The organism is Bacillus sp. CPT56D-587-MTF (genome assembly GCF_058792335.1).
In genome coordinates this window covers 1,733,764-1,754,872 of sequence record NZ_JBYTEF010000001.1, presented here as the reverse complement: position 1 = coordinate 1,754,872, position 21,109 = coordinate 1,733,764, and the positions used below count along the sequence as shown (strand labels likewise).

Sequence of the window (21,109 nt, the reverse complement as noted above, 5' to 3'; positions counted from 1 at the left end):
TTCACAACTCCCCTTGAATAATAGGCATTACTATCGCTTGTTCAAGATTCTCCGCTTCCATAACAATTGCCGTTAATCCGTGTTCTGTACTTGTTTCATGGAGCTCTCCCTTTTCCCAAAACACAGCTTGTCCCGCCTCTATCTTTATCTTTTCTTTATTTACTCCACATACATATCCTGTCCCGTCCACAATAAGAAGCAGTTGAGATACAACTGCTTCATGATTACCGATGATTCCATTCTCGTGTAAATGCATAGCACCGATATGTATATTTCCTTGATGGTTTAATATTTTTGACATGATGAAATTAGATTGAAATACTGATAGGTGCTTTCCTACTTTTTCACTAAAATCAAAAATTTTCATTACTAGTCCTCCTTATACGTATAAAACCATCCTTACTGTCTGCATCATATGTCCTTCAAAGTCTTCTTCAAATTGCTCTAATTCAGCAAAACCTTTCGCTTCATAAAAGCGTTTTCCTTTTTCATTTGCTGCTTCTACATGTATGTACAATTTCCGTATCCCATTTAATGCTTTAATCCCTCTTTGTAATAAAGCACTTCCGATCCCTTTTCCTTGCTGATCTGGTAACAAATAAATCGCACCTAATTCTGCTTCGTTTTGTAGTCTAACAGGTGAAAAGTTTGCAAACCCTATTACTTCTCCTTCTTCTTCCGCAACGAATAAATGCGTATTTTTAAGACGATATTTCATTTTTTCATCAGAGTATGCCTCATCTAAAAAACTATCTTGAATTTCTCTTGGAATAATGCCTTCGTATGTATCATGCCAAGCTATTTTTGCTACTGATTGTACAGCGTGAATGTCTTCTTGCTTCATTTCTCTAATTATATATGTCATCTCGATGTCTCCATTCTCTTTAAATTATATTCTGCTAATATACTAGAAGAAACGGCAGAACCATTTTCATAATTCACCTTAATTAATTTTAATTTCTCAATTGAAGCTGTTGCAAAATTAAACTTTCCATAAATATATTCCATTACACTTAAAAACCGCTTTGTATGTAATCTATTTGCAATTGTACAATGCGGAACCCATTTTCCCGGTACGTAATATGAATTTGGGTTGTCATGAAAAGTTTTAAAATAATCATGATAAGAATAATGAAGTTTTAACAATTCATCGGTAACGGTCGGCGCTAGAAAGACCGTTCCATTAGTAGGAAAAATTCCAACAGAAGGAAAAGTTACTGCGTCTATATTTTCTTGAATAGCTACAAACTCCCCTAGTTTCTCCGTATACAAATGAACATCTAACTCATTATAATCCGCAATCGTTATATGAGGTTCTACTCCAGCTAATTGATTTGTTCCAATTACATTTGTTAATTCATTTTGCAGTTCTGTAATTTTATGAGTAAACACACGATCAAATGTAGCAATAATAGCGTACAATCTTTCTCACCCCTTCGTTACACATAGCGCTTCCCATTCTTCACGAATCATGCCCATTCGAATAGAATCATAGTATGTTCCGTTATAATAACGACACTTTCGCATTCTACCTTCTAAGCTCATTCCTATTTTCTCCGCTACTTTCATCATTCGTTCATTACCAGACCAAGTCGTGAGCCCTACTCTACCAATTTCCATCTTTTCAAATAATAAATCTCGATATAACGTTAACGCTTCTGTACCGTATCCACCATTCCAGTAAGTTGGATTATAAATAACAATTCCCATCTCCAGCCAACGCGTCGGTTTATGCTCCCAATAAAATCCGACCGTCCCTATAATTTGACCGTTATTTTCTATAATTAAATTTGACAGTGGTTCTTCTTGCAAACGAGTTTGCACCTTCTCTTTATAGGAAGAGTATTCTTGCATTGAGAACGGGAAATATGGCGCATCCCATTTCTTCCATTCTGGGCTTTCTTCTTTAAATACGATATTCCATAATGTTTTTATATCTGATTCTTCTATTGTACGAATTGTAACTTTCTTCCCCTTTAATATAACGTTTTGCATAATTCCCTCCTGCATTCCTCTTTATTTCATATATAATTATAATATTTTTTCAGAAAAATCAAAACTAATATCATTTATTATATTGTATAATTTTGTTATTAGATACCAATTATTGATTTAGAAAGCTGGTGATTTAGTGAATAATCGATTTAGTATTGCTTTATTTCTCACTATTATTACGACAAATATTATTCTCTATTTCTTCTTACCATCAAATATTGTTACGAAATGGGACTTCAATGGAACGCCTACATCAACAATGGATAAAAGCACTTTTGTAATCGTAAATATAATTATATGTTCCTTCTTATTCTTTGTATTTTTGGCTTTATCTAAAGTAGCGAATAACCAGAAATTTCTCCATTGGATCGGCAACACAATATTACTATTCTTATTTTTTGTCGATATTGTCATCGCCCTCATTGCTCTTGGCTTTTCACTTCCTCTTGATCATTTCATATTTTTAGCATTAGGGCTTTTATTTATATTAATAGGTTATTTCAGTTCCAAAATTGATACGACTAAATCAACCGTTTCATTAGAATGGAATGATAAGCACCTTGAAAAAAGAGCTTCAAATATTAGTAGTATTTCAATGATGATAGCAGGTATTTTTTTAGCGATACTTCCTTTTATCGTTCCTGCTCCCTATAGAGGTTATGCTATACTAGCAATTCTTTTAGGAATGACGCTTATCATTCTGCCGAGTACGATTTATTTACTTATTAAAGACAGCAAGCAATCTACTCCTTTAAAAAAATAGGAGGTTATACCCCTCCTATTTCAGCTTAATGTTTTATTTTTCACTTTTTCTATCTCAACTAAAATCCCTTTCCCTATCCAACCCTCTACGCCATCTTTTTTAATTAAATCATATCCTGAACAGCTATCATCAATGAGAGAAACGATATCTCCCTTCCTAACGCTTATTTGCGCACAAGAAATATCGGTTTTCACTGTATATTCACCTGACTCAAGTTGTTTCATATATTCATTTTTTACAGTGAGTAAATTATTCGTTTCCTTTTGTTTACATACGGTGTAATCTTGCATCTTCTCGATAGGCTCTATGTAATAATACGGATATGTCACTCCGCCCTGCATTTCTGAATTCGCATTAAAATCCGCTATTACTTCGTACTCTGGAAAATAGTCTACATATGTATAAGAAAACGTATCGCCGGTTTGTTTCCTCTGAATAATAAATACGTTTAATTGCCCTGCTTCTTTAATTGCATTTCCTCCATCAATTGCAATAATTTTTTTCTCCTTATCAATAACTGGATTGTTAGACGGTGCTTCTTCAGAATAGTTCACGACAGGCCAATGACCAACTATTACATACTTATTTGCTTTATGTGATTTATTAAAAAACTGTGGCATTGCTATCGCATTTTTGCGCTCTGTTTCTTTCCAATCTACTCTATCTTCTAGACCGGCATGCACAAAAATATAATCTTCTGTTTCAATCGCTGTTGGCAACTCTGTTAGCCAATATAGTTCTTGTGAAAATTCACTTAACAATGCTTCTTTCACTTCACGAATTGAAGTGCCCTCATGAACTGAAAAACCTAATCGCTCTAGCCATTCATTAAAAATCGAGTGCTTTCTCATACATAAATAATTAATAAGATCAGGATTTTCATTTAGAAGAGCATCAACTAAAACTTCACAATTCCCTTCAACAACGTGAACCTTTGAATTGTTCTTTACAAGATTCATAACGTAGTTTACTACGCCTACGCTATCTCGTCCTTTCTCGCAAAGATCTCCATTAATAATTAAATAATCTTCATCTTTAAAGTTAACTTTATGTAGTGCTTCTTTTAAAAGATTTAATTCTCCATGAATATCAGATATGACGATAACTCTAGCATCATTAGGGATTGATAGTTTCTTTATTTTTTTCAAGTATAAGCGCTCCAATCATTCTCTTTATTAAATTAAAACAATTCGACAAAATACACTATATAACCTTTTCAAATACATATACCATAACTTACAACCTATTTACGGTTTAATAATAACTTAAAAAATAAGAAGAAGCTGTTCCCAACTTTTGCGGGACAACTTCTTCTTATTTTTTATAATTCTTTATGAAAAGAATAACTCACCTTATCATACCCTTCTCTTTCATAAAAACGATGAGCATCAATTCTTGAAAATGCTGACGTGAGGACGATAGACTCACATTCGTTTTCCTTTCCCCAGTTCTCTATATACGAAAGTAATACTTTCCCATGTCTTTTTGAACGATGTGCTTCTGCTGTTACAAGGTCATATACGAAAACGTGTTTCTTATTATAAAAGTTCGTACAAATTGCTACACCTGCAAGGCTAACAACTTCATCATCCTCATTACGCAGCGAAAATAGTTTATAATTTTCTTCTTTCATATTTCGAAATAAAGAGCTTGTTTCCTCTTTTGAAAGTTTCGTTCTTAATTGCTGTAAAACAGGTAATACGTCATGTAATTGCTCTTCTGTTACTACTTCTTTAACATTCATTTTTAACTCTCCCTTAACTATTTAAATAATTTTCTAAATGTTATATCATTATTATAGAAAGCAACTGCCCTTTACTTAAGTGGCAGTTTAAGTGTTTTTTATAAGGCCAGTTTTAAAGGAGAGTTTTATATGGATTTTACTATCCCATTGCAATTACAAAGTAACACACCTATTTACTTGCAAATTTACGAATATATAAAAGCTGAAATTATACAAGGGACTATTTCTGTTGGCACACGTCTACCCTCACACAGAAATTTAGCATCACAACTTAATATTAGCCGCATTACTGTTGAATCAGCTTATCAACAGTTATTAGCTGAAGGTTATGCAGAAAGTAAACCGAAACGTGGTATTTTTGTAGCAAATTTCGATATTGACATTATCCCAAATAAAAAACGAAATGCAGCAAAGAAGACGAACAATTTGATAGAAGAAAAATTTGAATATGATTGTAGCCAAGGGCTTATTGATCAAAATGCATTTCCGATTACAAATTGGAAACGAGCATTACAAGAATCCATACTTACATACGAAAATGCACTATTTGCCAAAGAAGATCCTCAAGGTGAATTCGCTCTTCGAGAGCATATATCAATATATTTATATCATTCTCGCGGTGTACATTCTTCACCTGATCAAATTGTGATCGGCGCCGGAACACAGCCACTTCTCTGGCTACTGCTTCAACTGCTCGGCCCTACAAAAGAATACGGCATTGAAAACCCTGGATTTCACCGTATACACGCAATTATTAAAAGCTGTGATAGACAAATTCATCCCATACCATTGGATGAAAAAGGGATTGATATTTCTAGTTTATACAATACAAATTCCAATGTCGCATACGTTACACCATCACACCAATTTCCACTCGGGATTATTATGCCTTTATCTAGAAGATTAGAATTGTTAAAGTGGGCTAATGATTGCAATGGATACATTATTGAAGATGACTATGACGGAGAGTTTCGCTACGCTGGTAAGCCGATTCCTTCTTTACAAAGTCTTGATTCAAATGAACGCGTTATTTATATGGGAACTTTCTCAAAATCTTTTTTACCTTCTTTACGAATGGGATATGTTGTTTTACCACCACACCTTTTAAAGATATACCAAGAACTGCATGGAATTTTCAAACAAACAGTCGCTACAATACAACAACTTGCTTTTGCTAACTTTATACAAAACGGGAATTGGGAACGTCACCTTAATCGGAGTCGTACACTATATAAAAGAAAACATCATACGTTAGTAAAATCCATTACGAAAGAAATGGGGGCTAATGTTCAAATTCTTGGCGAACAGTCCGGACTTCATATTGTTTTATGTGTAAATAACAGTATGAATGAAAATGAACTGATTGAATCCGCTAAAAAACAAAGCGTTAAATTATACCCACTTTCTCCATATGATTTCGTGAATGATTTACGTAAGGAATCATACGTATTACTCGGCTTTGGTAGTATTCCGGAAAATAAAATTGAAACGTTGGCTATATTATTGAAAGACGCTTGGTTTCCTAGTTGCAAGGAAACTTGTTAACAGTGGGTTTAACTTGTAACATGTTAACAATTCAACAAAATAAAAAAGAAGGCTGTTCCAAAATAACTTTTTGGACAGCCTTCTTCTAGTTATTCACCTGACCTAGCTTTCCTTCCCGGACGTTTCACACCAGTCGTTTCTGTTGAATAGGAAGCTTCAATTATAGCGGTTGGATCTACAGAGAGAACGAGATCTTTCATTTTCGGATAAATGAATCGGTTTGTAATGCAATAAATGATTCTCTTATGCTCCCCTAAAAAACCACCTTCTCCATGTAGATACGTAACAGATAGTTGCAATTCTTTCATAAGTAAATCGCCTATTTCTTTATTCTTACCAGAAATAATCATAACGCTCTTACCTTGATTAATACCATCTAGTATAAAATCAATCATCTTCGTAACAATATAGAAAATTGCTAACGAGAACATCGCTTGTTCGATTGAAAATAAAATGGCAACAAAGATGAAAATAACTGCATTTACTGCAAGTAAAAATGTACTAATCGGTACATTAAAGTGTTTATTCATCCAAACTGCTAACATTTCCGAACCGTCAATTGCTCCACCCATTTTAACAACAATCCCAACACCAATTCCAAACAGTACTCCACCATAAAGTACAATTAATAACTCAGAAGTCGTAATTGCTGGAAATGGTTTTAAATAAATTAATCCGAGTGTTGTAACTACATTCGCATAAGATGTACGGATAAAAAACTTCTTTCCCATTACTTTTGCAGTAAATAATAAAATTGGGATATTAATTCCTAAGAACACACCATAAAGCGGCAATCCTGCGACTTTATTTGCCATAATAGCAATAGCCGTTACCCCGCCATCTACTAATCCATTAGGTGCTAAAATAAGCTCTAATGAACCTGCTACTATAATTGAGCCAATTGTTAATAATACGTATTCAAATACTTTCTTCATTCATTACCCCCAAAACTTATATATTTTCTTAGTATTATTTTAACGTAATTTTACTACTAATTCAAAGGTATCGATTTATATACAGAAAAGTTTCACCTTTATCGCTATTTTTATGTAACACATGTAACGCGTAATACTAGAAACACACTTACAAATTAAAAGTAAGTGTGTTTTTAACATCTATTTAATCTTTACGTACGGCTTCATTTTTAATTTGAATATTTCCTCAACTGCCCTTTGATATCCACCAGCATTTCTAAGCGACTCTCCCACTTTACGACTATTTTCCTTAAACGTCACATCATCCATTACTTTCTTTACAGTCTCACGTAACAATTCAGAGGTTAACTCGTTACGATTAAGTGTTATGCCTGCCCCTACTTCAGTCAATCGTTTTGCAACGAATGGCTGATCTCCTGTTACCGGAATTACAACTAATGGAACACCGTAATATAACGCTTCACTCGAACTATTCATACCACCATGTGTCACGAATACATCAGCATGCTGTAAAACTTCTAATTGCGGGACATAATTATACAACTTAAAGTTTTTCGGGATATTTTCAAATTGACTTATATTTATCTTCTTACCAACGACTAATACGACTGTCGCATCAACATCTTTAAACGCTTCAAAACATTTTTCATACAAAGCAGGTTGTTCATTAAAAACTGTTCCCATAGAAATGAAAATCACTTTTTCATTTTTTAAATCTTCGGTAGGAAAACTCCCCACTTCTTTTCGAGTAGCAATTGATGGACCTACAAATTTATACGATTCATCAAATACCTCTGAACGTGGCTGATATTCTTTTGAAGTATATACAATCGTAATATCACCAGGATGGTTCATAATATCATACATACTATTACATTTCATTCCATACTGCTTATTCCATCTTTCCATTCCCGCTAAACAAGATTGATATAATGGATCCATTTCATCTACTTGTCTCGATTCTTGCTCATCATGAAAATTAATGTACTGATTAACAGCAAACGTTGTACAGGATGAAACGCTTGGTAATTGTAAAATATTCGCTATAATACGTCCTACTGGAAAATGATTATCATATATTAAATAATCATATTTTTCTTCTTTTGTTTCTTCTACAATTTGAGTAACAATACGCTCTGATGCTTCAATCATATGAGATAGCATCGTCAAAGGGCTCCCACCTTCATTTACTCGTTCCATAATATTAATTTGAGAGAGAAAATTCTCAAACACTCGGAATTCCGCACCTGTTGCTTCAACCTTCTTTCTATAATCTTCAATACAATAAGAAACAACTGTTTCCCCTCGCTGAATTAACTCACTTACAACAGCTAAAGTCGGATTAATATGACCTTCCCCAGGAAAATTTATTACGAGTACATTTGCCATAACATTCTCTCCTATCCAATTAATATAATAAAATTAACAATTAATTATATTAATTAATTTAAGTCTATTATAAATGAATGCATTCTACTTCTTCATGCTTTTCTCTTCATTTTATTATTGAGAAATATTTTCTATAGTCTACATTATTGTGATTCACAATCTTATAAATGAATGCTTAATTTTACTTTTACTCTTCATAGATTTAAAGATACGAGTCTTACATTCAAGTATTACCACCATTATTTTTAGACAATTCATACAAAAATAGAGAAATATAATATTTTTAATGAGTTTTCACTATAAATGTAAGTATACTGTCTATCTTTTTATCTTTATCCTCATAACACATCATCTGTTATATAATGAATTTATGGAATTTACAGAAAAAGGAGTCTTTTCATGTTACAACAACTATTCAATTCACCTATTCTATCCGTTCAAGCCTTGCACCCAGGTTATGAAGATCATGCAAGTGATGTTTTTCTCGTTCAAACAGAAGATACAGAAGTTATCGTTCGTGCTTCTAAAATGAATGAAGAACCAAATAATGATTTTTGGTGGGGATGTAAAAATCTATTTGGAATTGATCCAAGGAACGTCCATCATTTAGAAACTGTACATACATTGCTGCAAGAACATACGAATCTTCCTATCCCAACAATATTAGAAAAACATGTTTTAAATAGCCGTGAATTTGTGGTGGTCGAAAAGTTAGTAGGTAACACAGTTCAATCTTTTATCGAGCAACCAGATTCTATTTTATTCAGCCTAGGAAAAGGACTTGCAGAAATACATAAATTTAAAGCCGATTTCATAGGAAATCCGTCAGGCACGTTCCAAGTTCCACTAGATGAATTCCAATCACATATTTTAAACGTGAGTAAAGAGCTTGTGAATATGTTTTATTCCGATGATGAAAGCATAAAAAATGCATTCCCTACCTTTGAATCACAACTTTCTTCCCTGTCCGTACCAAAGGAATCTACACTCGTCTTAATTGATATGGATCCTACTCAATTTTTATCTGACGGTACAACTATTACGGGTTTAGTAGATAGTGAAGCTTACGCTGTTGCTCCGCGAGAACTTGATTTTATCGGACTAGAATATGTACTTACCGAAAAAGAAGCACATGCCTTTAAAAGTGGTTACGAAACAATTATGTCTATTCCTCACTTAGAAGAATATAGACAGCCTTATCGTTATTTATACCGACTGTTATCTGTGCAAGGTAATGTGGAATTAAAAAAATGGTTAAGTCACCCATCCTATTTTTAAATACGAATGAGAGGGAGTATACAATGGATATTCAGAAAAAGCGTTCTGTAACAGAAAGTGAAATACAGCAAATGAAGGATTTGGCTTATATTTGTGGGCAACAAGACAATCTTGATTACTCTTCAGATTTACATATCAACTTTTTAAAAAATCGAAATGAAGATTATATAAACGATTTTCTTCTTTATAACGGTACTCAATTAATTGGCGCTTTAAATATGTATGATTTCGAAAGACCAACAAAGCTTGAACTAATAGGCTTTGTACATCCTCATTTTAGAAAACAACGTTTCGGAACTATCCTTTTACAAACTGCAATGAAAGAAATACAAAATAGAGAGACAGATGAAGCTCTTCTTATTATTAATGGGGATTCTATTTCTGGGAATGAATTTGTAAAACATATGAAGTTACCATATTTATATAGTGAATATAGTATGGAGTGCAAAACAAACGAAATTCAAAAAACAACAGATAATAATATACAGCTTACTCTTGCAACTTCAGAATCACTTCTTGATCTTATTAAAATTTCTAGTAAAGCTTTTGGTGATTCAGTAGAAAATACGACTGCATGGTTACAAAAAATGATGAATTCATCTTCCCATCAAGTTTACAGTGCCCTTATTGCTGAAAAAGTGATAGGAACAATTACAGTTTCTAAACAAGAGCAATCTACTACACTATCAGGATTCGCCGTTCATCCTTCTTATCAAGGTAAAGGATACGGAAAAGATATTCTTTGTAATATAGTACATACCCTTATTACAGAAGGAGTTTCAACAATTGAATTAGACGTCGAAACAAAAAATATCCACGCTTTAAAACTATATACACAATGTGGTTTTGAAATTAAAACGAGGCATGACTATTATAATTTAATGAATTTTTAGGTGAATACATATGTTAAAAAAACAATTTATTCTAATTATGATATTTTAGCAAACATCTATAATAAACATTGGAGACATTTTGTTTAATACTCCTACCCAGCCTCGTTTTACAAGATGCTCTTCCCTACTCTCGTATATTAGATCTTTGTTGCGGGACTGGTCATCTCTGCCGGTGATAGTTTAATTTAGATGAACTAAAAAGTGTGTTTCACAAAGTTTACTCCGTATTACATAACGAGGGTATATTCGCATTTGATATGAATAAAAAAACTGAATCGAAATGATTCAGTTTTTTCTTAATATATTTACAACTGCAGTTGTTTCGTCATTTTCTTTATAGACACGCGGAATTCTTCTATCTAGCATACATGTAACTTCATAATTTATTGTACCTAACATATCCGCTATTTCTTCTACTGCGATATTTTCTTCACCTTGTTTACCGTAGAATACTACTTCGTCTCCTACTTGTACTGGCATCGCTTTTGAAACATCCAACATTAACTGGTCCATACAAACACGGCCAATAACAGGTACTCGAACCCCGTTAATTAACGCATAGCCTTTATTAGATAATTGACGATTATAACCATCAGCATAACCAATTGGTACAGTCGCAATCCATTCTTCACCAGTTGTTACATACGTATTCCCATAACTTACACCACGATTCTTCTTCGCATGTTTAATATGAGCTACTTTTGATTTTAACGACAACGCAGGCTGTAAAGAAACGACTGAATGATCTACTTCTTTTGACGGATACATACCGTACACTCCTATTCCAACGCGTACCATATTTTGAAATGTGTTACTTAATTCCATTGATCCCGCACTATTTGAACTATGAATATATGGTATTTGAATTCCTAATTCTTTCGCTGTATTAACAGCTTTTTCAAATAAACTTGTTTGCATATTCGTATATGATTTATCGATTTCATCTGCCGTAGAGTAATGCGTAAATATCCCTACTACCTCTACATACTCCATACGGTTTAATTCTTCTAAAAATGGTTTAACTTCTTCTTCTTGTAAACCGATACGACTCATTCCTGTATCAATTTTCACTTGAATTTGTACTTTCTTTTGAAGACGGTTTGCAATTTCATTTATACCATGTAAATCTTCTACTCTATAAACAGTCATCATAACGTCATATTGAATTACATCTTCTATAGCCGCTACTGGTGTGTATCCTAAAATTAAAATCGGCACAGTAATTCCTGCTTCTCTTAATTCTATTGCTTCATCTACAAATGCAACTGCAAGTTGATGTATTCCTGCTTCAATTGCAGCTTTGGCAACTTCAACTGCCCCATGGCCATACCCATTCGCTTTTACAGCAGCCATCATCTTAATTTCTTCATCATTTACATGTTTTTTAAATTCTTTTACATTATGTTTTACAGCATTTAAGTCAATTTCTACAATTGTATCTCTTCCATATTTCAAACTCATTGGTCTAACTCCTAACTCAATAATTGCATTCCATTCTATTTCACGTTTCATATGACCTTTTACAATATAATACTTTTCATTATGCTAGTCAAACTACTAGAATTTTCGGAATTTTGAGTATGATATAATATCCTCAAGAAACTATTATATACGGAGACGAGGAGAATTACAATGTTTGTTCAATCTGCATTGCATCAACTAAAAGTTGCTATTGATACTTCTATTGATATGCTTAACCAATATAGTGAAAACGATTTAAAAATACAACCGATTCACTCAAAACGATCATTATTTGAAATGTGTGCACATCTTTCTCTTATTTGTCATGCTGATTTACTCATTTTAAATGGTATTCCAGAAAAAGAATTACATACCTTTTATATAGAACGTACCCCCGTAACAGTTGCTCACATGCAACAAACGATGATTGAAGGTTACAACCTTCTCTCTAAAACATTTCTTTCCTACTCCCAAATAGAATTAGCAGAAGTTATGACTGCCTATTGGGGTATTTCTTATTCGCGCTTTGAATGGTTACTTGAAATCGTTGCACACTTTTATCATCATCGTGGACAAATTCATATTTTATTATGCGAGCATATGAACGATCCTCGCATTCCTTTATTTGAGTGATTTTCCACTCATTCATTAATTATAAATAGAGAAGCTACAAAACCAATAAAAAGTATCATTCCTAATTTCCCCTCCTAATTGACCTACAAGAGAAACTAAAGACGGAACGGATATAGCAATACCTATTACAAAACAGACACTCATCATTACAAGTAGAGATAGATACGAAACAAAGCCTATTGAACTTAGACTAAAAATAGCAATCAACAATCCTCCTTGAAGAACTTTCCTTACTTCAAACCTCTTTGTTAAACGACCTGCAAGTGGTGAGAGCAACATACCAAACAGCCCTGCTAAGCGAAAATAAAGGATTTGTTCTGCAGTTAAATTGTAAGTAGGAGAGCTCAAATAATTCCCTAAAACAGTATACATATTAACAAAAGCCATTAATAAAACAGGATTTTTCACACTGACTAACTATTAGTTTTAAATAATGCGCAACTTCTTTAAGGCATAAGAAATTCCGCCTTCACTCGCCTTCGTTGTAACGAAATCAGCCCTTCTCTTCAACTCCTCTCCACCATTTCCCATCGCAACTCCTAATCCTACATACTGCAACATCTCAATATCATTTCCACCATCGCCAAAAGCAATGGCTTCTAATTTACTAATGTTTAAATGTTCCAATACTTTTTGAATTGCAGTTAGCTTCGATACTTTACTATCTTCCAATACATTTATAACGTAACCATGAAAACGCTCAAACGTAAGTGCTGGATATCTTTCAATGAATTTTTGAGCTTCTGTATCATCAGCATACAGACATATGCAATACATCTCATCTGATAAGTTTCTAACTTTGTCAGGATACTGCTCTAAATATAAAGTTTCATTTAACGCTCGCATGACACGTTCATCTTTGGAAGCAATATTATTCATTGCAAATTCTTCTGTAAAGTAAGAAACACTGTGACCATGTAATTCAGCAAAATTTGAAATATCATGAACGATTTCGCTTGAAAGTACTGATTTATGTATAACTTCTTTCCCACATTTTATATGTGCACCATTTGCTGAAATAAACGTATTTATACCTAGTTCCTTAAATTGTGAGCATAAACTATATGGTCTTCCAGTTGTAACAACTACGTGAATTCCTTTATCTATTAATCTTTGTACCGCTTCTTTTGTACTTTCGTGCATGCTTCTATCAATCTCACTTAATAACGTACCGTCAACATCGAAAAATACAACTTTGTACATAAGTCTTTACATCCCGTCCAAATGATTCGTATCATTAATGAAATGCACCGTTTTTTGTTCACCCTCAATTTCAATTAAACTTATTCCCGTATCTCCCATTTTGAAATAGTAGTCCATTGAAATTGGCATTTTGAAAAATGCACGTAATAGACTATTAATTACGCCCCCATGGGCAACAATTGCAATTCGGTCATATGTATTCTCTGTCAAGATTTTAGAAAAGATTCCTTCTATTCTCATTCGAAACTCAATAAACGATTCCCCGTTTTCAAAACGATCATGAAGAAACTTTGGCTCTGGATATTTCTTTGCTTCTTCAAATGATAAGCCTGCTTGCACTCCATTATTAAACTCCATTAATTCCTCTTCTAATTGAATTGGACAACCAATTGCTTCTGCTAATGTTTCACCCGTTTCATGAGCGCGTTTTAATGTGCTTGCCCAAATGAAATCTGGTGCAAAATCTTTTTTCACTTTCTGTACAAGTCTTTGTACTTGTTGTCTCCCTTTGTCAGTTAACTCAAAATCAGCTCGACCTTCATGCACATGTAAAATATCAGCTTCTGATTCTCCGTGGCGTATTAGTAGTATTTGCATGTTTCTCTCTCCCTTTATTTAACATTCATAAAATTCCATTATATCACATTTTAAGATTCCAAAATAAAAAAGGAACGGTCTCCCGTCCCTCATCCATTCACTTTTTCCGCATCATTCCAATAATATTTACTAAACGCTTCTGTTAACACATCAATTGTGTTATATAATTCATCTAACGTATTATCAACACCACCAACTTCAATTAACATCGCATTTTTCGATAAATCTTGGTTATAAACGCCATTTCCATCTTTTTTATACTTTGGAAAAATCCCTCTACTTAATCCGTAATAGTTTTCATCTAAATAACTATTGATCGCTCTTGCAATTTTTTCATTTTCAGCACGGCCTTCATTTTCCATCCCAATTATAAAATATAATCTTGCATACGATTTTCCGTTAATTACTTTTGTTGTTACTTTCTTACGCTGATCGTCACGGTGTATATCAATCGGAAACGCAATTTTATTATTTTGTGCTAATGCTTCTTTTACATATTCATGAGACGCTTTATATGACTGATACCATACCCACTTTTTACTCGCTAATAAATCACCCATATTCGTTTTATCATGAACTACCGGAATTCCTTGTCCTTCAAGTTGCTCTTTCATACGTTTTCCTAGTAAAGACACATTTACATCTGGGCTAGATGGATCAGTTGCCCCTGGTAATAATGGAAAGAAGGATTCCCAGCTATGTGTATGATAAATATATACTGCACTTTCACCTTTTTTCGCTCCGTTCTTTTTCTGAACCGGATTATTCTTTTCCGCTTCTGTAACTTTATCTTTTGCTATTTCCCGTTCTTTCGTTACTTCTTCAATCGGTACACTAGATTCATTTGGGATATTTGTCAAGTTTGTCCCTTCCCCAGCTACGATAATATTAGAATAATACTTTGACATACCAGGTACTTCTTTACCGACGAATGTTCTTAAATCTTTAATTTTCAAATCTGTCGCGATAGAGAACATTAAATTCCCAACTGACTCTCTTTTATTCTTCTTAAAATAATCAAATCCGTAATAGCGATTCTCACTTTCTATCATTTGAACAAAACCTTGCATCGATACTTTTCCAAACCATTGATTTGCATAATTCGATTTCATTGTATGTAAAAATGACGTCAAAATCGACGCTATCATAATTACTATTAGCGCATATAAAAGGAGTAACGAAATCAGCTTCTTCCCATGTATTCGAGTTGCATACTTTTTCACTGCATCACCTTCTTTATACATGGATATGTACAAGCTTTTCAGAATATACGCACAAAAAAAGAGAAATGGTATACCATTTCTCTTCCTCACTTTTATTGTTCTTTTCCTGTATCATTTGAAAGTAGTTTCTTCGCTTGTTTTTCTTTAAATATTTCTCCAATTGCCCCAAGAGTACCAAGTGTTTCAATTGCATTAGACGGAATAAAGACTTTATTTGCTGCTCCTTTTGCAACTTCAGCTAATGACTCAAATGATTTGTAAGCAAGTATACGCTCATCCAAATTCGCTTCACGAAGCAATTCAATACGATTTTGTTCTGCTTTTGCAATTTCTTCAATTGCTCGTGCTTCCCCTTGTGCTTCTAATTCTTTTGCTTCTTTTATACCTTCAGCTTCGCGAATACGCGCTTCTTTATCCCCTTCAGCCATCAAGATTTTACTTTGCTTTTCCCCTTCAGCGCGAAGGACTTTATCTTGTTTTGCTGCTTCAGCTTCTAAAATAATCGCACGTTTATTACGCTCAGCCTTCATTTGTTTTTCCATTGATGCTTGCACATCTTTTGGCGGGTTAATATCAACAACTTCGACACGTTCAATACGTACGCCCCATTTTTCTGTTGCTTCATCAAGCGCTAAGCGGATTTCTGTTGAAATCTTTTCACGACCAGATAACGTTTCATCCAGTTCCATTTTACCGATGATTTGACGCATCGTTGCTGACGTAATATTACGAACACCATATTCATAGTTTGAAATACCATATGTCGCAAGTTCTGGTTCAACAATTTGATAGAAAATAATTGTATCAATTTCTACTTGAACATTATCTTTCGTAATTACCTTTTGCGGTGGTACATTCGTTTGTTGAATGCGTAAGTCATGATATACACGAACACGATCTACAATTGGTATTAAAATATTTAACCCTGGGTGCATTATACGTTGAAACTTACCAAATCTTTCAACAACCCCAACTTTTTGCTGAGGAATAATTTTAATTGTTAATGCGATAAATGTAACTACAATTAGTGCGAATATAATCGTTAACGTTAATGCTACCATATTTATTCACTCTCCTTTTTCACTTGTAATATAGTACTATGCCTCTTTATAACAACGACTTTTTCTCCAGCATCAATTGAAGAATCTGCAATAGCTGTCCAAGTATCTCCATCCACCTTCACAATACCATTCGCTTTATTTGTAATCGCTTGCATAACAATCCCTCTTTTACCAACAAGCATATCTACTGTATCAGTAAAACCTTTTGCTTCTCGAAAGTTTTTTGAAATTCTTTTCGTAAAGAATGTCAAAGTTAAACTTACAATTGCACCAACAGTAACTTGTAACAGTAGTGCATCAGGAGCAAACAAAGCAATAAGACCTCCGACAACAGCTCCAATTCCAAGCCAAAGCATGTAAAATGTAATCGACAACATTTCCGCAATAAATAAAATACCCGCTATTATAAACCAAATTACCCAAGCAGCCATATGCAACCCTCACTTTCTTTCTCATTTTCTATATGTATATGAAGAAAAGAATGGTTTATCCGCCCTTTCTTACACTTGGGCGTTTGCTACAAGCTATTGTACATATTCACTGTTACAATGATCATTAATATAATACTATATCAATATATTCTTCATTATACATGAAAATCCCTTTCAAAAAGTGACAAAAAATTAAATTCTTTAAAAATTTTAATTTTTAAATTACAATTATTACAATTACTAAATACTATTTTTTATAGAGGTGATATTCTTATTGAGAAACCTGTCACTAATCTACTATTTAGGTTCCAAAATATGCATTACTCTCGCTGACATCGTATATGTAATGATTATTACAACTCATATTTATATAGCAACTAAATCAGCTACTATTACTGCTCTTTTTCCATTATTACAAGTTATCACAAATCTAATTGCTAACATCTCTGCACCACTTATGATAAATCGTTTTCCATCTTATACGCTGTTATATACGCTCCAATGGTTGAAAACAGTCTTTTTACTATTATTAATGATTTTGTTCCCGGTCTTATCCACAAACATTATAGCTCTATTAACTTTTATTTTTGTCATTTCATTATGTAGCGGGTGGAGTGCTCCATTATTATACGGTATTCTTCCGCGCCTTACACCGAAAGAAAAATTAGTAAAAGTAAATAGTATCTTTTCCTTTTCAACACAAATTGTGCAAGCCGTTGCTTATTCATTTACGAGTATTGTCGTTCTTCTCATTGGCGCTACTTCTACACTCATGATTAATAACATTTTAATGATTTTCGGATGCATTGCATTACATTTTTCATTACGTTCCATACATACTGAAAGAATAGCAGATTCTCCCTCTTCCAAAAGTACTGTTTTATTGGAAGGTTGGAAACTCCTATTTCAAAATCCTTCTCTCCGTACCGTTACATATATGGACTTAATCGAAACTTTCGCAGGGACAATATGGATTGGTGCTATTACGATGGCATACGTTACGACTATCCTTCATAAGGGCGAAGAATGGTGGGGATATATTAATACAAGTTATTATGTTGGCACGTTAATCGGTGGTCTATTAGCATGGAAAATGAGTTCCTATATTCAAAACAATTTAATACGATCTATGTCGATTAGCTCTCTTATATTTAGCATTCTTACATTTTTATATGGTATGACAAGCAGCGGATTTATTGCGCTTTTTCTATGTGTTCTAATGGGACCATGTTATCAAATTAGAGATATTTCCCAAACGACTGTTTTACAATCAAGTGTCGCCCCTTCTTTATTATCAAAAATGTATACAGCACATGGCGCACTTCTTTCAACAGCCTCTGGACTATCTATGCTTAGCATTGGCATTATTACTGATATGTTCGGTGTTCGTACAATTTATATCATCGCTTCTATTCTTATTTTATGTTCCGCTTGTTTATCTTTTAGTTTATTAAAATATCATAAGACAGAGCAGAACGATATTTCAATTTAATCACTAAAACAAAGAGGATAGGGATTCCTGTCCTCTTTGTTTATTCTATTCATGATAAGTTGGGGATTTTTCTATGCTTTGTCGCTTGTTCAAAAGCATAAGCTAATTTAATTAATATCCCTTCACTAAAGGCAGTGCTTGCAATGGTAATTCCAAAAGGCCTCCCGCTTTCCATATACCCTGCTGGTATTGCTATAGACGGATAACCCGCTTTCGCACATATAGTAGAACCTATATAGGAAGGAAACAGTATCGCATCAAGATTATATTTTTCCAATGCAAAATCAATGCCTTGTTCTTGAGAAAAATATATATCTTCTAATCTCGCATTTAAATATTCTGGATTTCGTAACGTATTAGGAAAATCTTTTCTTCCCTCTAACTTAGGGTGTGTCTAAAAACTATTTCTATGGTAGGATTACCTCAAACCATTTAGAGAGAGGTATTTTCTATGACGCCACGCCGCTACGAACTTACAAATGAACAATGGGAACAAATCAAAGACTTTTTCCCACCGTATTCTACTGGTCGTCCGCCTAAAAGAAGTAATCGTGAAATGTTCAATGCTATTTTATGGATAGCTAGGAGCGGCGCTCCCTGGCGTGATTTGCCGGACCATTACGGCTTATGGAAAACCGTGTATGCTCGCTTCTGCAAATGGCGTGATGAAGGTGTCCTACTGACCATTTTTCAAGAATTAAATGCTGAACCGGATTTTGAAAATCTCAGCATAGATTCAACCAGTATCAAAGCGCATCAACATAGTGCTGGTGCAAAAAAAAGGCCATAAATCATGAGTTTCATCAGCATATTGGCATGAGTCGCGGTGGAAAAACTACCAAAATCCATACAATTGTTGATGGTTTAGGCAACCCCATTTTATTTCATTTGACTGGCGGAAATATTTTTGATAGCACTCCAGTTTGCGAGCTTTTGGATGAAATACCAATTAAGGGCAGCAATATTCTTGGTGACAAAGCCTATGGTTCTCATACGATTCGTAACTATATTACCAATCATGAAGCAACCTATACCATTCCACCCAGATCAAATGCGAAAGCTCCTTGGAATGTGGATTGGTATTTATATAAAGAACGCCATTTAGTGGAGTGTTTTTTCAATAAAATCAAGCATTTCCGTAGAATCGCAACACGGTATGATAAGCTGGCATCTTCTTTTTTAGCCTTTGTGTATATCGCTGCCATTTTTCGATTAACACAATGAACAACAGTTTTTAGACACACCCTAGTTTGTCCATATTTTAAAGCTCTTTCTGCTATGTTTTTATTAAACTCCATTAACTCCGAAATAGAATGTACCGGGATAGTAGAAGGTAATTTAGTAAGATAGTTATCTAAACTATGCTTCAGCTCATAAAGCGGAACTCCCCAGCTCCATTCTCTATGAAAAGGAGGAATATCAATATTTTCTACTACTGTCGCTCCTTCATTACGTAATACTTGGATCGTTTCCTTAAACAAGATTTCATCATACTCACCATTTTCGTAATAATCTTTTGGTGCATCGTTAAACACACCAATCTTCGCTCCATTTAAACCATTTGCATCAAGGTAAGATGTATAATCCCGATATGCCCTACCGTCACTTTTGTGAGTAACTACATCTTTCTCATCCACTCCAGTTAAACTCCCTAGCAAAATAGTAGCATCGGTTACCGTTCTAGCAAATGGTCCAGCTGTATCTTGCGAATAAGTAAATGGAATAATTCCTCTACGACTAATTAAACCGACAGTCGGTTTAATACCTACTACAGAATTTTGAACAGCGGGGCTCAAAATAGAAGCATCGGTTTCTGTCCCAACAGATACTACTGTAAAGTTAGCAGCAACTGCTATTGCAGATCCTGTACTAGATCCGCCAACAAACATATGATCCTTGCCCGTTCCATATGGATTGATTGTTTGACCACCTCTTGCACTATATCCAGCCCACATTTCAAAAGACATTGCATTTGCTAATTCTGTCATATTCGTTTTTCCTATTATCACTGCCCCTGCTTCTCGCAGTTTAGTAACGAGAAATGCATCTTCACTGCTTATATTTTGTTCTAGAGCTATTGTACCTGCACTTGTATGCATGAAGTCATTCGTTTCAATATTATCCTTAAGCAAAACAGGTATTCCATGCAATGGTCCCCTTACGCCGTTTGTCTTTCTTTCATAATCTAACGCTTCTGCAATAAAAATAGCATCTGGATTGATTTCTAAAATTGAATTGATTTTCGGCCCGTCTTGATCATACTTTGCAATTCTATAGAGATAATACATCACTAGCTCTTTTGAAGTTAGCTTTCCAGATTCCATTTCATTTTGAATATCTTGAATTGTTAATTCCTTTTTTAAGATTGAATTAAACTGAATTTCCATTTATATTCTCCCTTATATGAACTTTTTTAACATATACCCCTTACTTTTTCAATTTTTCATCTCAACACATCCTAAATTA

The 21,109-nt window shown here is 33.9% G+C and carries 22 protein-coding genes and 3 pseudogenes; 8 read left to right on the top strand and 17 right to left on the bottom strand.

The window, feature by feature from the left end:
- Position 1 precedes the first annotated feature (1 nt).
- The 4 genes from AC3WVZ_RS09135 to AC3WVZ_RS09120 are packed head-to-tail and all read right to left on the bottom strand — an operon-like array spanning position 2 to position 1,995.
- The gene (locus AC3WVZ_RS09135; RefSeq protein ID WP_000688072.1) at positions 2-367 is read right to left on the bottom strand and encodes a cupin domain-containing protein; all 366 of its coding nucleotides are present in this window, start codon (positions 365-367) and stop codon (positions 2-4) included.
- Between the two features lie 12 nt (positions 368-379).
- Positions 380-865 (bottom strand): GNAT family N-acetyltransferase, encoded by a 486-nt coding sequence (locus AC3WVZ_RS09130; protein WP_000221050.1) that lies wholly within the window; start codon positions 863-865, stop codon positions 380-382.
- Entirely contained in the window at positions 862-1,422 is a 561-nt protein-coding gene (locus AC3WVZ_RS09125) for a 2'-5' RNA ligase family protein (protein WP_233936296.1), read from the bottom strand. The genes AC3WVZ_RS09130 and AC3WVZ_RS09125 overlap by 4 nt, the downstream gene beginning before the upstream one ends.
- Before the next feature lie 6 nt (positions 1,423-1,428).
- Complete coding sequence (locus tag AC3WVZ_RS09120; RefSeq protein ID WP_001181784.1) at positions 1,429-1,995, bottom strand: GNAT family N-acetyltransferase; 567 nt, start codon at positions 1,993-1,995, stop codon at positions 1,429-1,431.
- 136 nt (positions 1,996-2,131) lie between these two features.
- Here AC3WVZ_RS09120 and AC3WVZ_RS09115 point away from each other — a divergent pair, with 136 nt between their 5' ends.
- Positions 2,132-2,758 carry a DUF1648 domain-containing protein gene (locus AC3WVZ_RS09115; RefSeq protein ID WP_233936295.1) on the top strand — a complete coding sequence of 209 codons (627 nt, stop codon included), beginning with the start codon at positions 2,132-2,134 and terminating at the stop codon, positions 2,756-2,758.
- Positions 2,759-2,778: 20 nt separating this feature from the next.
- On the opposite strand, the gene AC3WVZ_RS09110 is transcribed toward AC3WVZ_RS09115, so the two are convergent.
- Positions 2,779-3,906 carry a metallophosphoesterase gene (locus AC3WVZ_RS09110; protein WP_000721379.1) on the bottom strand — a complete coding sequence of 376 codons (1,128 nt, stop codon included), beginning with the start codon at positions 3,904-3,906 and terminating at the stop codon, positions 2,779-2,781.
- A gap of 173 nt (positions 3,907-4,079) precedes the next feature.
- A complete protein-coding gene (locus AC3WVZ_RS09105) occupies positions 4,080-4,502 on the bottom strand; it encodes a GNAT family N-acetyltransferase (protein ID WP_001101108.1) in 423 nt (140 codons plus the stop codon).
- A gap of 129 nt (positions 4,503-4,631) precedes the next feature.
- Here AC3WVZ_RS09105 and pdxR point away from each other — a divergent pair, with 129 nt between their 5' ends.
- Positions 4,632-6,047 (top strand): MocR-like pyridoxine biosynthesis transcription factor PdxR, encoded by a 1,416-nt coding sequence (gene pdxR, locus AC3WVZ_RS09100; protein WP_000348026.1) that lies wholly within the window; start codon positions 4,632-4,634, stop codon positions 6,045-6,047.
- 89 nt (positions 6,048-6,136) lie between these two features.
- Here pdxR and AC3WVZ_RS09095 read toward each other — a convergent pair whose 3' ends face one another.
- Both AC3WVZ_RS09095 and AC3WVZ_RS09090 read right to left on the bottom strand, forming a co-directional pair.
- On the bottom strand, positions 6,137-6,982 hold the full coding sequence (locus tag AC3WVZ_RS09095; RefSeq protein WP_000755126.1) for a YitT family protein: 846 nt from the start codon (positions 6,980-6,982) through the stop codon (positions 6,137-6,139).
- 180 nt (positions 6,983-7,162) lie between these two features.
- Positions 7,163-8,371, bottom strand: coding sequence for a macrolide family glycosyltransferase (locus tag AC3WVZ_RS09090; protein ID WP_000024494.1), 1,209 nt, complete (start codon positions 8,369-8,371; stop codon positions 7,163-7,165).
- 399 nt (positions 8,372-8,770) lie between these two features.
- On the opposite strand from AC3WVZ_RS09090, the gene AC3WVZ_RS09085 reads away from it, so the two are divergent.
- The 3 genes and pseudogenes from AC3WVZ_RS09085 to AC3WVZ_RS09075 all read left to right on the top strand — a co-directional run.
- Complete coding sequence (locus tag AC3WVZ_RS09085) at positions 8,771-9,649, top strand: nitrate reductase (RefSeq protein ID WP_000941374.1); 879 nt, start codon at positions 8,771-8,773, stop codon at positions 9,647-9,649.
- Between the two features lie 23 nt (positions 9,650-9,672).
- Positions 9,673-10,542, top strand: a complete 870-nt coding sequence (locus tag AC3WVZ_RS09080; RefSeq protein ID WP_000354420.1) for a GNAT family N-acetyltransferase — start codon at positions 9,673-9,675, stop codon at positions 10,540-10,542.
- Positions 10,543-10,805, top strand: a pseudogene (locus AC3WVZ_RS09075) (class I SAM-dependent methyltransferase); the annotation flags it as partial.
- Between the two features lie 22 nt (positions 10,806-10,827).
- Here AC3WVZ_RS09075 and alr read toward each other — a convergent pair.
- Positions 10,828-12,003, bottom strand: coding sequence for an alanine racemase (alr, locus tag AC3WVZ_RS09070; RefSeq protein WP_065211700.1), 1,176 nt, complete (start codon positions 12,001-12,003; stop codon positions 10,828-10,830).
- 171 nt (positions 12,004-12,174) lie between these two features.
- Between alr and AC3WVZ_RS09065 the strand changes: the two genes are divergently transcribed.
- Complete coding sequence (locus AC3WVZ_RS09065; RefSeq protein WP_000497991.1) at positions 12,175-12,636, top strand: DinB family protein; 462 nt, start codon at positions 12,175-12,177, stop codon at positions 12,634-12,636.
- 15 nt (positions 12,637-12,651) lie between these two features.
- Here the strand turns inward: AC3WVZ_RS09065 and AC3WVZ_RS09060 are convergent, their stop codons facing one another.
- The 6 genes from AC3WVZ_RS09060 to AC3WVZ_RS09035 all read right to left on the bottom strand — a co-directional run bounded on the left by AC3WVZ_RS09060 (position 12,652) and on the right by AC3WVZ_RS09035 (position 17,151).
- Entirely contained in the window at positions 12,652-13,023 is a 372-nt protein-coding gene (locus tag AC3WVZ_RS09060) for an MFS transporter (protein WP_011110050.1), read from the bottom strand.
- Positions 13,024-13,062: 39 nt separating this feature from the next.
- A complete protein-coding gene (locus AC3WVZ_RS09055; protein ID WP_000278977.1) occupies positions 13,063-13,839 on the bottom strand; it encodes a Cof-type HAD-IIB family hydrolase in 777 nt (258 codons plus the stop codon).
- Positions 13,840-13,845: 6 nt separating this feature from the next.
- Positions 13,846-14,436 (bottom strand): histidine phosphatase family protein, encoded by a 591-nt coding sequence (locus AC3WVZ_RS09050; RefSeq protein WP_065211639.1) that lies wholly within the window; start codon positions 14,434-14,436, stop codon positions 13,846-13,848.
- Between the two features lie 89 nt (positions 14,437-14,525).
- Positions 14,526-15,731 carry a stage II sporulation protein P gene (gene spoIIP / locus AC3WVZ_RS09045; protein ID WP_306426789.1) on the bottom strand — a complete coding sequence of 402 codons (1,206 nt, stop codon included), beginning with the start codon at positions 15,729-15,731 and terminating at the stop codon, positions 14,526-14,528.
- Between the two features lie 20 nt (positions 15,732-15,751).
- Positions 15,752-16,720 carry an SPFH domain-containing protein gene (locus AC3WVZ_RS09040; RefSeq protein ID WP_233936294.1) on the bottom strand — a complete coding sequence of 323 codons (969 nt, stop codon included), beginning with the start codon at positions 16,718-16,720 and terminating at the stop codon, positions 15,752-15,754.
- Between the two features lie 2 nt (positions 16,721-16,722).
- A complete protein-coding gene (locus AC3WVZ_RS09035; protein WP_065211640.1) occupies positions 16,723-17,151 on the bottom strand; it encodes an NfeD family protein in 429 nt (142 codons plus the stop codon).
- 274 nt (positions 17,152-17,425) lie between these two features.
- Here AC3WVZ_RS09035 and AC3WVZ_RS09030 point away from each other — a divergent pair, with 274 nt between their 5' ends.
- Positions 17,426-18,643, top strand: coding sequence for an MFS transporter (locus AC3WVZ_RS09030; RefSeq protein ID WP_065211641.1), 1,218 nt, complete (start codon positions 17,426-17,428; stop codon positions 18,641-18,643).
- A 49-nt stretch (positions 18,644-18,692) separates the two neighbouring features.
- On the opposite strand, the pseudogene AC3WVZ_RS09025 reads toward AC3WVZ_RS09030, so the two are convergent.
- Positions 18,693-19,028: pseudogene (locus tag AC3WVZ_RS09025) on the bottom strand (amidase); the annotation flags it as partial.
- 66 nt (positions 19,029-19,094) lie between these two features.
- Between AC3WVZ_RS09025 and AC3WVZ_RS09020 the strand changes: the two are divergent.
- A protein-coding gene (locus AC3WVZ_RS09020; protein WP_425594293.1) for an IS5 family transposase occupies positions 19,095-19,867 on the top strand; the annotation gives its coding sequence in 2 pieces (ribosomal slippage) (positions 19,095-19,425 and positions 19,425-19,867; 774 coding nt in all).
- Here AC3WVZ_RS09020 and AC3WVZ_RS09015 read toward each other — a convergent pair.
- Positions 19,786-21,030, bottom strand: a pseudogene (locus AC3WVZ_RS09015) (amidase family protein); the annotation flags it as partial. The gene AC3WVZ_RS09020 and the pseudogene AC3WVZ_RS09015 overlap by 82 nt on opposite strands.
- Positions 21,031-21,109 lie beyond the last annotated feature (79 nt).